This is a genomic window from Streptomyces sp. NPDC050674 (assembly GCF_040654575.1).
GTDB lineage: Bacteria > Actinomycetota > Actinomycetes > Streptomycetales > Streptomycetaceae > Streptomyces.
Genome location: NZ_JBFAIG010000002.1, coordinates 575,130 through 588,438 on the forward strand (window position 1 = coordinate 575,130; position 13,309 = coordinate 588,438).

A 13,309-nucleotide genomic window follows, 5' to 3' on the forward strand; every position below is an offset into this window, starting at 1 on the left:
GGGAAGGCGGCTGAGCGATGGAGAAGCTGGGGCCCGGGGATCCGCCTCGGATCGGTGCGTACCGGCTGCTGGCGCGGCTCGGTGCGGGGGGCATGGGGCACGTCTATCTGGCCCGCTCCGAGCGGGGCCGCACGGTCGCCGTGAAGCTGGTCCGTGAGGAACTCGCCGCGCAGGAGGAGTTCCGGGAGCGGTTCCGGCAGGAGGTGCGGGCCGCGCGGAGGGTCGGCGGGTACTGGACCGCGCCGGTGCTGGACGCCGACACCGAGGCCGCCGTGCCGTGGGTCGCCACCGGGTACGTCGCCGGGCCGAGCCTCCAGCAGGTCGTCGGGCACGATCACGGTGCCCTGCCCGAGCGGACGGTCCGCATCCTCGCGGCCGGGCTCGCGCACGCGCTCAAGGACATCCACGCCGCCGGGATCGTCCACCGTGACCTCAAGCCGTCCAACGTGCTGGTCACCATCGACGGCCCGCGCGTCATCGACTTCGGCATCGCCCGCGCGCTGGAGACCGTGACGGACGGCGGGCTCACGCGCACCGGCGCGCTCGTCGGATCCCCCGGTTTCATGGCGCCCGAGCAGGTGCGGGGCGATCGCATCACCCCGGCGTGCGACGTCTTCTGCCTCGGCTCGGTCCTCGCCTACGCCGCGACCGGCGCCCTGCCCTTCGGCAGCGCCAACAGCGGTGTGCACGCGCTGATGTTCCGCATCGCCCAGGAGGAACCGGACCTGACGGGCGTCCCCGAGGGCATCGCCGACCTGGTCCGGGACTGCCTGCGCAAGGACCCCGCCGCCCGGCCCTCCCTCGACCGCGTCCTGGAACGCACGGGCGCGGACGACACCGTCGCGGACGGCCGCGCCCTCGATCCGTGGCTGCCGAGCGCCCTCGTCGCCCAACTGGGGCGGCACGCGGTGCGGTTGCTGGACGCGGAGGAGCCGGAGGGGGCCGGCTCTCCCGCGGGGTCAGCCTCCGGCCCCGGGGGCGGCGAGCGCCCCGGAGCGCAGCCCGCCGGCCGGCCCGCCCCTGACGCCTCCACACCGCCGCGCCCTGCCGGGGCCGCCGGCCCTGGTTCTGCCGTGCCGCCGGGCTCTGCCGGGGTCGCCGGTCCTGGTTCTGCCGTGCCGCCGGGCTCTCCTGGGGGCGCCGGTCTGGGCCCTGCCACACCCCCGGGCTCTGCGGGGGTCGCCGGTCCTGGCCCTGCCACGCCCCCGGGCTCACCGGGGGCCGGACCCGGTTCTGCCACACCGCTGGTCCCCGCCGACGCCCCCGGCTCGGGTGCCGTGACACCGTCGGCCCCCTTCGGGAGCCCGGGTGCCGTGACACCCCGGGCCGCCACCGGGGCCCCCGGCCCCGGCCCCGGCGCCGTACCGTCCGCCCCCTCCGGCGGACCCGGCCCCGGCCCCACCCCTGAGCACGCCCCCGCCGCCGACGAGTCCTCGCCGCGCCCCATCACGCCGCCCCCGCCGGGCCCGCCGGGGGAGGGGCCGTCGGTGAACCATCTGCCCACCATGGTCGCGGGGCAGAGCGTGCCCCCGGCGCCCGGGCGACTGCCGGGCGCCGCCGCCCCGTCCCACCCGCAGATGCCGACGCCCGCGCCCCCGTACCCGGCGTACGGCTACCCCCAGCAGCACCCCCAGCCCCACCCCGCCTACGGCGGCCTCGGCTCCACCCCGCCCTACGGCCCGCCGCCCTACGGCACCACCCCGCCGTACGGCCCCCCGCAGCCGCAGCGGGGGAGAGACGGCCGTTCCACCGCGCTGCTCGTGGTGATCGCCCTGGTCGTGGCGCTCGCCGCGGGCGGGTCCGTGTACGCGCTGATGCAGGGCGGCGGCGACGACCGGGCCGACGGCGGCCCCACTCCCACGCAGGGCACGAGCGCGCCACCGACCACGCCGGGCCCGTCCCCGACGACCTCGCAGGGCACCTCCCCCTCCCCGGCGGACGGCACGATCCCGACCGGGTACCTCGGCACCTGGACCACGGCCATCGACAACGCCGACGGCGAGCACAGCCGTTCGCTCACCCTCCAGCAGGGCGAACCGGGCGACACGGTCCTGTCCCTCGTGGCCGACGGGCCGACCAAGGACGGCGGCACCTACCACTGCGTCTTCGAGGGGCGGCTGACCGCGGAACCCGGCACCGACGGCGCGCTGAGCATCGGCCCGACGACCGTGAAGGTCGGACAGCCCCGCACCGCCTGCACCCCGGGCGCGGCCACCGAGGTGACCCTCCTGTCGGACGGCACGCTGGAGCGCGTGAACACCAGCAGCGGGGAGCGGCTGACGTACACGAGGCAGTGACCAACTGGCACTGGTCACCCGGAGGTTGAACGTCCGGCGAATTCCGGCCGACGACAACCGGATGGGTGCTCGCACGGCCGTACGGTGACCGGACGATCGAATCGTCCGGGCGGCGGCGGGGGCACCCACGGTGGAGTGGTTGAGCGCGGAGAACCTCGTGGCCGTGGCCACGGCCCTCCTCGGCATCGTCGCCTCGGGCGTGATGGTCTGGTACGAACGCCGGGTACCGCGCCGCAAACGCATGGGCTACCGGGTGCAGATGGACAACCCCATCGGCGACGACGTGCGTTCGGGCCGCGCCAACCGCCGACTCGGCCTGTTCGACGAGGCTCCCGGTATGTCGGACGCGACCCTGGTCCTGCTGCGCATCGAGAACGACGGCTCGCAGGGCATCGACCGCGACGACTACACCGGCCCCGAACTCCACGGCCTGACCGCCGTGTTCACCGGCCGGACCGTCCGCGGTGTCTCGGTCACCCAGCCGTCGGACACCGACCACCTCATGGACCACTTCACCGCGGCACGCGGGTTCGCCTACGACGGCAACACCCTGCGCATCCCGCGCGTCCCGCTCAACCGCGGCGACCACTTCAAGCTGCTCGTCCTCCTCTCCGGCGGTGACGTCGGCGACGAGATCCGGCTGGTCGGCGGACTGCGCGACGGTGAGGTGCACCCCAACCGCAGTGCCACGCCCGACGAGAAGCCGCCGCTGTTCAGCCGGGCCGCGCGGCTGATCACCATCGCGCTCACGGCGAGCGTGGTCACCCTGGCGGCGATCGTCGTCGCCCAGGACGACACCCCGCCCCCGATCGGCTGCGCGAGCGGCACCCTCACCCTCACCGGCTCGACCGCCTTCGCTCCCGTCCTGCGCGAGGCGGCCGAGAAGTACGAGCGCGACTGCGGCGGCGACCCCGTCATCGCCGTGGACGCCCACGGTTCCACGGCCGGGATACGCGAGCTCACGGCCGCCGGCGACCGGGCGAAACGGGACTCCCAGGGCTCCCCGCCGGTCGTGGCACTGTCGGACGGCCCCAAGCCTGCCGGTCTGCCCGACCTGCGGGAGAACAGGGTGGCGGTGTCCGTCTTCGTGCTCGTGGTCAACGACGACGTGAGGCTGACGAACCTGTCCACCGACGACGTCCGGCGCCTGTACCGGGGCGAGATCCGCAACTGGCGGCAGCTCGGCGGCCCCGACCTGCCCGTGCGCCTCGTCAGCCGGGACGCCAACTCCGGGACACGGCAGGTCTTCCAGCGCCGGGTGCTGGGCCGGGGGGAGATCGCCAACTCGTCCGTCGACTGCGTCCACAAGGACGACCCCACGGCGATCGTCCCGCGCTGCGAACTCGATGCGACCGAGCAGGTCCTGGCGACGGTCGCCGGCCTCCCCGGCGCCGTCGGGTACAGCGAACTGAACCTCGCCGCCCGGGCGAAGGGCCTGCACGCGCTGCGCCTGGACGGCGACCCGCCGTCCGTCGACGCCATCGAACACGGCACGAGCGCCTACCCCTACCGCGAGATCGAGTACGCCTACACCTACGGCCGCCCCCCGGCCGACTCCCTGGCGTCGAGCTTTCTCACCTACCTGGCCCGCGGCAACGGCCAGGACGTCATCCGCACCCACGGCCACGTGCCGTGCTGGACACCGGAGGGGCTCACCTTGTGCGCACGGGACGGAGGGTCCTGAGGCCGCAGTTCGCCGTGGCGGCGGACGGAGGGCCGCCGGCTCCGCTCACCGCGGCTCGGGCGGCCGCTGCCGGGGCATGTTCGGCCGCGTGCCCCCCGCCGGGGGCACGGCGAACCGCCCGTTCACCCCCACCTCGGTCCCACGCCCCGGCCCGGGGAACGTCACCGCCTGCAGACCCACCGGCGCGGCACCCCCGGACCGGAACTCGCCCATCCAGTCCGCCGTCTCCACCCGCACCAGCTCCGTCACGTCCTCGGAGAACCTCCGCAGCACCCCCAGGCACCGCTCGGCGGCCTCGCCGGCCGTGCCCTCCGCCGGTCCCAGCACCTCCCGCACGCTCTCCGCCGCCCAGTCGAACTGCAACGCCTGGAGCCGCCGCTGCACGGCCTGGGCGGTGGCCACGTCCCGCATCCACCCGGACGTCACGCCGAAGTACCGGTCGACGGCCACGCACGCAGCTCCCGCCAGCAGCGCCAGGCACCCCCAGGGCGCGATCCCGCCCGCCACGCCGGTCAGGTCCAGCACGGGCAGCGCGACCCCGGTGACCGCCCCGGTCGCCGCCCCGCAGCGCAGCACCCGCGCGCACCGCCGCTTCCACACCCGGTCCACGAGATACCAGGCCGCCGTCCGCAGCGCCCCCCGCTCCACCCACCGGTACAGCTCGTCCAGCCGGACCGCCGGCTCGCCCCAGTCCCCGAGCGGAAAGACCCGCCCGGTCAGATCGCCGGGCCGCAGCCCGGCCGCCGTCTGCTCGCCCCGCCCGTCCTGAGGCGGCCCCTCGGGCTGCATCTCCGGCTGACCCACCCGGCACTCCTCACTGACCACGAATGACCACGTACGGTTCACTCACCGATCACGCTGCGCGATGGGCGAAAGCCCGCCTCCCGAACGCGCCCGACCCTTCCTACCCCCCAATGGGTGGCGAAGACGCGGCTTTCGCCGCTTTTCCGCCCGGAAGTATTCCTTGATCAGGTATAGGGCGCGAGAGGGACTCACTCGAAAGAGTGCTGGGGCGACGGCAGCCCCGACCACGTAGGCTCGTGCCGAACGGGAAAACCCGTACCGAGCAAGGAGCTGATCGTGATCCCCGGTGGTGGCCAGCCCAACATGCAGCAGCTGCTCCAGCAGGCCCAGAAGATGCAACAGGACCTGGCACAGGCGCAGGAGGAACTGGCGCAGACGGAGGTCGACGGGCAGGCGGGCGGCGGTCTGGTGACGGCCACCGTCACCGGCGCCGGCGAGCTGCGCGCCCTGAAGATCGACCCGAAGGCGGTGGACCCGGAGGACACCGAGACCCTCGCCGACCTCGTCGTGGCGGCCGTCCAGGCGGCCAACGAGAACGCGCAGACGCTCCAGCAGCAGAAGCTGGGCCCCCTCGCGCAGGGCCTCGGCGGCGGCGGGATCCCCGGCCTGCCGTTCTGACCCGGCGCACCGCCTTCCTCACAGAGGCGGCAGACAACTACGGTACGTACGGGACGGTGCGCACCGCCCCGGAAGACCCAGGAAGGCAGTCCGTTGTACGAAGGCGTGGTCCAGGACCTGATCGACGAGCTGGGACGGCTGCCCGGCGTCGGTCCGAAGAGCGCCCAGCGGATCGCCTTCCACATCCTCCAGGCAGAGCCGACGGACGTACGGCGGCTCGCGCAGGCGCTGATGGAGGTCAAGGCGAAGGTCCGCTTCTGCGCGACCTGCGGCAACGTCGCGCAGGAGGAGCTGTGCAACATCTGCCGTGACACCCGCCGCGACCCGGCCGTCATCTGCGTGGTCGAGGAGCCCAAGGACGTCGTGGCGATCGAGCGCACCCGTGAGTTCCGGGGCCGCTACCACGTCCTGGGCGGCGCGATCAGCCCGATCGACGGCGTCGGCCCGGACGACCTGCGCATCAGGGAACTCCTGGCCCGCCTGGCCGACGGCACGGTCACGGAACTCATCCTGGCCACGGACCCGAATCTGGAGGGCGAGGCGACAGCGACGTACCTCGCCCGCATGATCAAGCCCATGGGCCTGAAGGTCACCCGCCTGGCCAGCGGCCTCCCGGTGGGTGGGGACCTGGAATACGCGGACGAGGTCACACTCGGCCGCGCCTTCGAGGGGAGACGACTCCTAGATGTCTGACGCCACGCTGCACGCGACCGACCAGAACCCGGACGATTTCGCGGTCCAGATCGCGGACCAGATCGAGAGCTTCCTGGTCGCCGTCACGGAGGTCGCCAAGGGCGACGAGCCGGAATCGGCCGTGCCCTTCCTCCTCCTGGAGGTCTCCCAGCTCCTCCTGGCCGGCGGCCGGCTCGGCGCGCACGAGGACATCGTGCCCGACGAGCGCTACGAACCGGACTCGGGCCCCGAGCCGGACGTCGACGCGCTCCGCGAGAACCTGGCCCGTCTGCTGGACCCGATCGACGTCTACTCCGAGGTCTTCGACCCCTACGAGCCCCGCAAGGCGCCCGTGCCGGCCCGGATCTCGGACGACCTGGCCGACGTCATCGCCGACCTGCGCCACGGCATGGCCCACTACCGCGCGGGCCGCACCAGCGAGGCCCTGTGGTGGTGGCAGTTCTCCTACTTCTCCAACTGGGGCTCCACCGCGTCGGCCACCCTGCGCGCCCTCCAGTCGGTCCTCGCCCACGTCCGCCTCGACCAGCCCCTGGCCGAACTGGACGGCCTGGACACGGACCAGAGCATGGGCGACGACACCCTGGAGATCGAGGCGGGCCGTGTGATGGCGGAGGAGATCGCCGGCCCGCTGGGACTGCGCCCGGCCACGTAGCCGGTCGGATCCGGACGCCGGCCGGATCCGGACGCCGTCAGATCCGGACGGCCGTGCCGGTGACGCCGATTCCGCTGCCCGCCTGCGCCGGCACCGTCACCGTGATGGTGCTCGGCCGTCCCATGTCCACGCCCTGATGGATCGTCAACGTCGCGGGGACCGGCACGAGTTCGAGCTCCCGCAGGTAGCCGCCGAACGCGGCCGCCGCCGCCCCCGTCGCCGGGTCCTCGACGACGCCGCCGGGCGGGAAGGGGTTGCGGGCGTGGTAGACGGTGGGTGACTCCCGGTGGACCAGGTCGATCGTGGTCCAGTCCCGGCCGGTCATGAGGGCCGCGAGCGTGGGCATGTCGTAGTCCAGGTCCGCCAGCCGCTCCCGGCTCGCGGTGGCGAGGACCGGGTGCCAGGCCCCCGCGAAGGCCACCCGGGGCGGCAGTGCCGGATCCAGGTCGTCCGCGGACCAGCCGAGGATCGCCAGCAGTTCGGCGAGGTCGCCCTCGTCGAGCGGGACCGTGCGCGGCGGGACGCTCACCAGGGTCGCCACCAGGGCGCCGTCCGCCGCCCGGTCCGTGGTGACGGTGACCGGGCCCGCCGCCGTGCGCAGCAGCAGCCGTCCGGTGCCGTGACGCTCCGCGTGGGCGACAGCGGTCGCGATCGTCGCGTGGCCGCAGAACGGCACCTCGGCGAGCGGGCTGAAGTACCGCACGTCCAGGGAGCCTTCGCCGGCCTCCCGCACGAACGCCGTCTCGGAATAGCCCACTTCGGCCGCCGTCGCCAGCATCGCCGCGTCGTCGGTGCCGCTCGCGTCGAGCACCACCCCGGCCGGGTTGCCGCCCTTGGGGTCCGAGCTGAACGCGACGTAGCGCAAGGTCTCCATGTCCCGACCGTAGCGCCCGGCCGCTGGTCGCGCCGCGCGATTTTGGCGGCTCCTTGTACGAGCCCTGTACGACGGCTGTACGGCCCCTGGCCGGGGGGACGCGAGGCTGGAGTCACTTCCACCGCGGAGCACGCGGAGGCAGGCCAACTCCCCTCGATGTCCCAGGAGATGTCATGAACCGTCGCCCCGCCCGCCGGCACATAGCCGCCGTCGCCACCGCCACCGCGGTCCTGGCCGCCGGCTCCTTCGCCCTCGGCACCGGAGTGGCCGGAGCCGACTCCCCGAGCAAGGGCGAGAAGCACGCCGTGCCGGTGACCAAGACGCAGGTGCTCGGCCTGTTCGACGACTGGAACGCCGCGCTGCAGACCGGTGACCCGAAGAAGGTCGCCGACCTGTACGCCAAGGACGCCGTCCTGCTGCCCACCGTTTCCAACCAGGTCCGCACCGACAGAGCCGGCATCGTCGACTACTTCGAGCACTTCCTGCTCAACAAGCCGAAGGGCACGAAGATCGAGTCCGTCGTCAACGTCCTGGACCGGGACACCGTGATCGACACCGGTGTCTACGAGTTCGCGCTGACCGACCACGGCACGGGTGCGAAGAGTACCGTCAAGGCCCGCTACACCTACGCCTACGAGAAGCAGCCGAACGGCAAGTGGCTCATCGTGAACCACCACTCGTCGAAGATGCCGCAGGGCTGAGCCGGGTCAGCCGCCGCTGCGGTGGGACGCCCGGAGCGTGATCGTCACGCACAGGCCCCCGCCCGGTGCGTCCGTCAGCGCCACGGTCCCGCCGTCGTCCGTCGCCAGTTGTCTGACGACGGCGAGACCGAGGCCGGAGCCGGACTTCCCGGTCAGGCCCCGGCCCCGCCAGAAGCGGTCGAAGGCGCGGGACTTCTCGGCGTCCGGCATGCCGGGTCCCTGGTCCAGGACCGACACCCGCACCACATCGCCCCCGGCCTCCACCCGCACGGTGATCGTCCCGCCGTCGGGCGAGACCTCCAGGGCGTTGGAGAGCACGTTGTCCAGCATCTGGTCCAGATGACCGGGACCGGACAGCACAGACAGCCGGCCGTCGGCACTCCCCCCGAGCGCGACGGTGACTCCGCGCTCGTCGGCGGCCGGCCTCCACACGGCGAGCCGCTCCCGCACGATGTCCATCAGCGGCAGCGGCTCGGCCGCCGTCACCTTCGCCTCGGCCCGGGCCAGCACCAGCAGTCCGCTGACCAGCCGGCTCATCCGCACGACCTCCGCGGTCGCCTGCTCCACGTCCTCCCGTACGAACTCGTCGTCCACGCCGTCGGCGATGTTGTCCAGGGACAGGCGCAGCGCCGTGAGCGGGGTGCGCAGCTGGTGGGAGGCGTCCGCGACGAAGATGCGCTGGGCCGCGATGAGCGTGTCCAGGCGTTCGGCGCCCTGGTTGAGGGTGCGTGCCAGGGTCTGGGTCTCGGGCGGGCCCGTCACGGGGGAGCGGGCGGTCAGATCGCCGTCGCTGAACTTGCTGGCCATCTCGTTGAGCTGGCGCAGCGGCCGGGTGAGCCGCCGGGCCACCACGACGCCGAGCAGCGCGGCCACCCCGAGGACGAGCACGGCGAGGACCGCCCGGAAGGCCCAGATCTGCCACAGGCGGCCGGTCATCTCGCCGGTCGAGTACACGATGCGTACGGCGCCGACGACGCGGTCCGTGCCGGGCGCGCGGGCGGGCACCGTGACCACCAGCTCGGGTCCCCAGATGAAGGAGGAGCCCCAGTCGGTCGTGGCCCTGCCCTCCTCCAGTGCCCTGGTCAGCGCCGCGTCCGCGGCCGGCCGCGGCAGGTCCGCCGCGCAGCTCGCGGTGCGGGTCACCTGGATCTCGTCGTCGTAGGCCTTGGCCATCTCCTGGAGCGCCCGGCAGGACGCGGCCCGGCCGTCGCCCAGCAGCAGGGCCATGGCTCCGGCCTCGCGCAGCACCGCGGACCTGGTGTCGCCGCGCAGCTGGTCCGTGAGCGTGAACGCCACCGGCACGGTGAACAGCGCGATGGCGACGGCGACGAGCAGGACATAGCTGCGGACGAGCTGGCGGATCATGAGGCGCCGCCGTCCCCGCCGGTGTCCTGCGTGATCTCCAGCCGGAACCCCACCCCGCGTACGGCCTCGATCGTGATCGCTCCCGCGAGCTTGCGCCGCAGCGCCGCCACGTGCACGTCCAGCGTCTTCGTGGGGCCGAACCAGTTCGCGTCCCAGACCGCTTCCATGATCTGTTCGCGGGACATCAGCGCGCCGGGCTCCTCGGTGAGGAAGGCCAGCAGGTCGTATTCCTTGGGCGTGAGGGAGACCTCCTCGCCGTCCAGGTGCACCCGGGCGGCCTTGCGGTCGACGGTCAGCCGGGTGCCGTAGCGGTCGGGGGCCGCGTCGGGGGTGCGGGGCCGGGTGCGGCGCATGACCGCCCTGATCCGCGCGATGACCTCGCGGACGCCGAACGGCTTGGAGACGTAGTCGTCCGCGCCGAGCTCCAGGCCGACCACCCGGTCCGTCTCGTCGCTGCGGGCGCTGATCACGATGATCGGCACGTCACCGCGCTCACGCAGCGCCTTGCAGACGTCCAGTCCGTCGGTGTCGGGCAGGCCGAGGTCCAGCAGGACGACCTCGTAGGGGCCCGGGTGCCGCAGGGCCGCCTCGCCCGTGGCGACCCACTCCACCTCGAAGCCGTAGCGCGTGAGGCCACGGCGCAGGGACTGGGCGACCGGTTCATCGTCTTCCACCAGGAGTACGCGCACAGCCGCACCCTAGTGCTTGAAAGTTGCCAGACCAGGACCGCGCCCACGTGCGATTGTGACGCCGGGCACTTTCTCGCGTGGCCCGTGCCCAGATGGGCATGAGCCACTCTGGACGGGCGGGCCGAGATCTCACCATGCGATATCGCGGAGGGGTTTTTCGGACGCTCGTTAGACTGAGCCGACCGCGGTACGAATGCGTATGAGCGGACAGAGACGGATTGAGCGAGGAGCGCACGTGGGCCTTGTCGTGCAGAAGTACGGAGGCTCCTCCGTAGCCGATGCCGAGGGCATCAAGCGCGTCGCCAAGCGGATCGTGGAAGCGAAGCAGAACGGCAACCAGGTGGTTGCCGTGGTTTCCGCGATGGGCGACACGACGGACGAGCTGATCGATCTCGCCGAGCAGGTTTCCCCGATGCCTGCCGGGCGCGAGCTCGACATGCTGCTGACCGCCGGAGAGCGGATCTCCATGGCCCTGCTGGCCATGGCGATCAAAAAGCTGGGCCACGAGGCCCAGTCGTTCACCGGCAGCCAGGCGGGTGTCATCACCGACTCGGTCCACAACAAGGCCCGGATCATCGACGTCACGCCCGGCCGGATCAAGACCTCGGTGGACGAGGGCAACATCGCGATCGTGGCCGGGTTCCAGGGCGTCTCCCAGGACACCAAGGACATCACCACGCTCGGCCGCGGCGGCTCGGACACCACGGCGGTGGCCCTGGCGGCCGCGCTGGACGCCGATGTCTGTGAGATCTACACCGACGTGGACGGCGTGTTCACCGCCGACCCGCGCGTGGTGAAGAAGGCGAAGAAGATCGACTGGATCTCCTTCGAGGACATGCTGGAGCTGGCGGCGTCCGGGTCGAAGGTGCTGCTCCACCGCTGTGTGGAGTACGCCCGCCGGTACAACATCCCGATCCACGTCCGGTCCAGCTTCAGCGGGCTTCAGGGCACGTGGGTCAGCAGCGAGCCGATCGATCAAGGGGACAAGCAGGTGGAGCAGGCTCTCATCTCCGGTGTCGCGCACGACACCTCCGAGGCCAAGGTCACGGTTGTCGGCGTGCCGGACAAGCCGGGCGAGGCGGCCTCGATCTTCCGCACGATCGCCGACGCCGAGATCAACATCGACATGGTCGTGCAGAACGTGTCCGCGGCCTCCACGGGCCTGACGGATATCTCCTTCACGCTGCCGAAGACCGAGGGCCGCAAGGCCATCGACGCGCTGGAGAAGAACAAGGCCGGCATCGGCTTCGACTCCCTGCGCTACGACGACCAGATCGGCAAGATCTCCCTGGTCGGCGCCGGTATGAAGACCAACCCGGGTGTCACGGCCGACTTCTTCACGGCCCTGTCCGACGCGGGCGTGAACATCGAGCTGATCTCGACCTCCGAGATCCGCATCTCGGTCGTCACCCGCGCCGACGACGTGCCCGAGGCCGTCCGCGCCGTGCACTCGGCGTTCGGACTCGACTCCGACAGCGACGAGGCCGTCGTCTACGGAGGCACCGGCCGCTGATGGCCGGACCCGACCGAACCGGCCGGTCCGCACGCCCGACGCTCGCCGTGGTGGGAGCGACCGGAGCCGTCGGCACGGTCATGCTCCGGATCCTGTCCCAGCGGGCGGACATCTGGGGCGAGATCCGACTCATCGCCTCCCCGCGCTCGGCCGGCCGCAAGCTGGCCGTGCGCGGCGAGGAGACCGAGGTCGTGGCGCTCACCGAGGAGGCCTTCGACGGGGTCGACGTCGCCCTGTTCGACGTCCCCGACGAGGTCGCCGAGCAGTGGGCGCCCCTCGCCGTCGCCAAGGGCGCGGTGGTCGTCGACAACTCCGGCGCGTTCCGGATGGACCCGGACGTGCCGCTCGTCGTGCCCGAGGTCAACCCGCACGCCGTGCGCATGCGCCGGCGGGGCATCGTCGCCAACCCCAGCTGCACGACGCTCTCCATGATCGTCGCCGTGGGCGCGCTGCACGCCGAGTTCGGGCTGCGCGAGCTGGTCGCCTCCTCGTACCAGGCCGTCAGCGGTGCCGGGCGCGCGGGCGTGGAGACCCTGCGCCGGCAGCTCTCCCTCGTCGCCGGCACGGAACTGGGCACCAGCCCCGGCGACGTCCGCCGGGCCGTCGGGGACCAGACCGGGCCGTTCCCCGAGCCGGTCGCCCTGAACGTCGTGCCCTGGGCCGGCACGGCGCGAGAGGACGGCTGGTCCTCGGAGGAGATGAAGGTGCGGGACGAATCCCGCAAGATCCTCTCCCTGCCCCGCCTTCCCGTGGCCGTCACCTGTGTCCGGGTGCCGGTGATCACCACGCACTCCCTGACCGTGCACGCCCGCTTCGAGGGCGAGGTCACCGTCGACAAGGCCCGTGAGATCCTCGCCACAGCGCCCGGGGTCGTGTTGTTCGACAACCCGGCCGCCGGGGAGTTCCCCACCCCCGCCGACGTGGTCGGCACCGACCCGACCTGGGTCGGCAGGGTCCGGCGGGCCCTGGACGACCCCACGGCGCTCGAACTGTTCGTGTGCGGGGACAACCTGCGCAAGGGCTCCGCGCTCAACACCGCGCAGATCGCCGAGCTGGTCGCGGCCGAACTGGCATGAACCCGGTGTTCCCCCCGGTTTTCGTGAAGTTTCGCGCGCCCGAATCCCCGAGCCGATGTCATAGGCGGTTTGTAGGATCTGTGCACGACATGTGAGCCGGTCGATGGTCCGGATCACTTGTTCACGGCGCTTTGGCATCAGAGGATTTACCTCCCCGCTCTCCGCAACCGCGCGGAGGGCGGGGAGCGTCTTTGCGGTCACCCTTCGACCGTGGGAGCGCTTCATCAGGCGTGGGGACGCCTGGAACCGGGCGTGGGGACGTCCGTTCACATTTGGACATAGGGGAAGAGCGGGACGCATGAGGGCATTTGATGCACCATCGGTTGTGCTGCCTGACGCGGGT

At 72.4% G+C, this 13,309-nt stretch carries 12 protein-coding genes; 8 read left to right on the forward strand and 4 right to left on the reverse strand.

The features are described 5' to 3' along the window. Positions 1 to 17: 17 nt before the first annotated feature. Together AB0I06_RS06060 and AB0I06_RS06065 are read left to right on the forward strand one after the other, a co-directional pair. A complete protein-coding gene (locus AB0I06_RS06060; RefSeq protein ID WP_363117520.1) occupies positions 18 to 2,297 on the forward strand; it encodes a protein kinase in 2,280 nt (759 codons plus the stop codon). A gap of 130 nt (positions 2,298 to 2,427) precedes the next feature. After that, a complete protein-coding gene (locus AB0I06_RS06065; RefSeq protein WP_363117521.1) occupies positions 2,428 to 3,981 on the forward strand; it encodes a substrate-binding domain-containing protein in 1,554 nt (517 codons plus the stop codon). A gap of 45 nt (positions 3,982 to 4,026) precedes the next feature. Here the strand turns inward: AB0I06_RS06065 and AB0I06_RS06070 are convergent, their stop codons facing one another. Continuing rightward, the gene (locus AB0I06_RS06070) at positions 4,027 to 4,785 is read right to left on the reverse strand and encodes an SLATT domain-containing protein (protein WP_363117522.1); all 759 of its coding nucleotides are present in this window, start codon (positions 4,783 to 4,785) and stop codon (positions 4,027 to 4,029) included. A gap of 276 nt (positions 4,786 to 5,061) precedes the next feature. Between AB0I06_RS06070 and AB0I06_RS06075 the strand changes: the two genes are divergently transcribed. The 3 genes from AB0I06_RS06075 (at position 5,062) to AB0I06_RS06085 (ending at position 6,748) form a co-directional block, all read left to right on the forward strand. Continuing rightward, positions 5,062 to 5,403, forward strand: coding sequence for a YbaB/EbfC family nucleoid-associated protein (locus AB0I06_RS06075; RefSeq protein ID WP_078615225.1), 342 nt, complete (start codon positions 5,062 to 5,064; stop codon positions 5,401 to 5,403). 93 nt (positions 5,404 to 5,496) lie between these two features. Continuing rightward, on the forward strand, positions 5,497 to 6,096 hold the full coding sequence (gene recR / locus AB0I06_RS06080; protein WP_003991835.1) for a recombination mediator RecR: 600 nt from the start codon (positions 5,497 to 5,499) through the stop codon (positions 6,094 to 6,096). After that, the gene (locus tag AB0I06_RS06085; RefSeq protein ID WP_363117523.1) at positions 6,089 to 6,748 is read left to right on the forward strand and encodes a DUF5063 domain-containing protein; all 660 of its coding nucleotides are present in this window, start codon (positions 6,089 to 6,091) and stop codon (positions 6,746 to 6,748) included. Before recR ends, AB0I06_RS06085 begins: the two co-directional genes overlap by 8 nt. Before the next feature lie 37 nt (positions 6,749 to 6,785). Here the strand turns inward: AB0I06_RS06085 and AB0I06_RS06090 are convergent, their stop codons facing one another. Then, positions 6,786 to 7,622: a PhzF family phenazine biosynthesis isomerase gene (locus AB0I06_RS06090; RefSeq protein WP_363117524.1), complete on the reverse strand. Its 837-nt coding sequence runs from the start codon at positions 7,620 to 7,622 to the stop codon at positions 6,786 to 6,788. Positions 7,623 to 7,795: 173 nt separating this feature from the next. Between AB0I06_RS06090 and AB0I06_RS06095 the strand changes: the two genes are divergently transcribed. Next, positions 7,796 to 8,323 (forward strand): SgcJ/EcaC family oxidoreductase, encoded by a 528-nt coding sequence (locus AB0I06_RS06095; RefSeq protein ID WP_363117525.1) that lies wholly within the window; start codon positions 7,796 to 7,798, stop codon positions 8,321 to 8,323. Between the two features lie 6 nt (positions 8,324 to 8,329). On the opposite strand, the gene AB0I06_RS06100 is transcribed toward AB0I06_RS06095, so the two are convergent. Next, on the reverse strand, positions 8,330 to 9,688 hold the full coding sequence (locus AB0I06_RS06100) for a HAMP domain-containing sensor histidine kinase (RefSeq protein ID WP_363117526.1): 1,359 nt from the start codon (positions 9,686 to 9,688) through the stop codon (positions 8,330 to 8,332). Further along, complete coding sequence (locus AB0I06_RS06105) at positions 9,685 to 10,377, reverse strand: response regulator transcription factor (protein WP_363117527.1); 693 nt, start codon at positions 10,375 to 10,377, stop codon at positions 9,685 to 9,687. The genes AB0I06_RS06100 and AB0I06_RS06105 overlap by 4 nt, the downstream gene beginning before the upstream one ends. A gap of 235 nt (positions 10,378 to 10,612) precedes the next feature. Here AB0I06_RS06105 and AB0I06_RS06110 point away from each other — a divergent pair, with 235 nt between their 5' ends. After that, positions 10,613 to 11,890, forward strand: a complete 1,278-nt coding sequence (locus tag AB0I06_RS06110; protein WP_356443529.1) for an aspartate kinase — start codon at positions 10,613 to 10,615, stop codon at positions 11,888 to 11,890. Continuing rightward, entirely contained in the window at positions 11,890 to 12,966 is a 1,077-nt protein-coding gene (locus AB0I06_RS06115) for an aspartate-semialdehyde dehydrogenase (protein WP_363117528.1), read from the forward strand. The genes AB0I06_RS06110 and AB0I06_RS06115 overlap by 1 nt, the downstream gene beginning before the upstream one ends. The last annotated feature ends 343 nt before the right edge of the window (positions 12,967 to 13,309 follow it).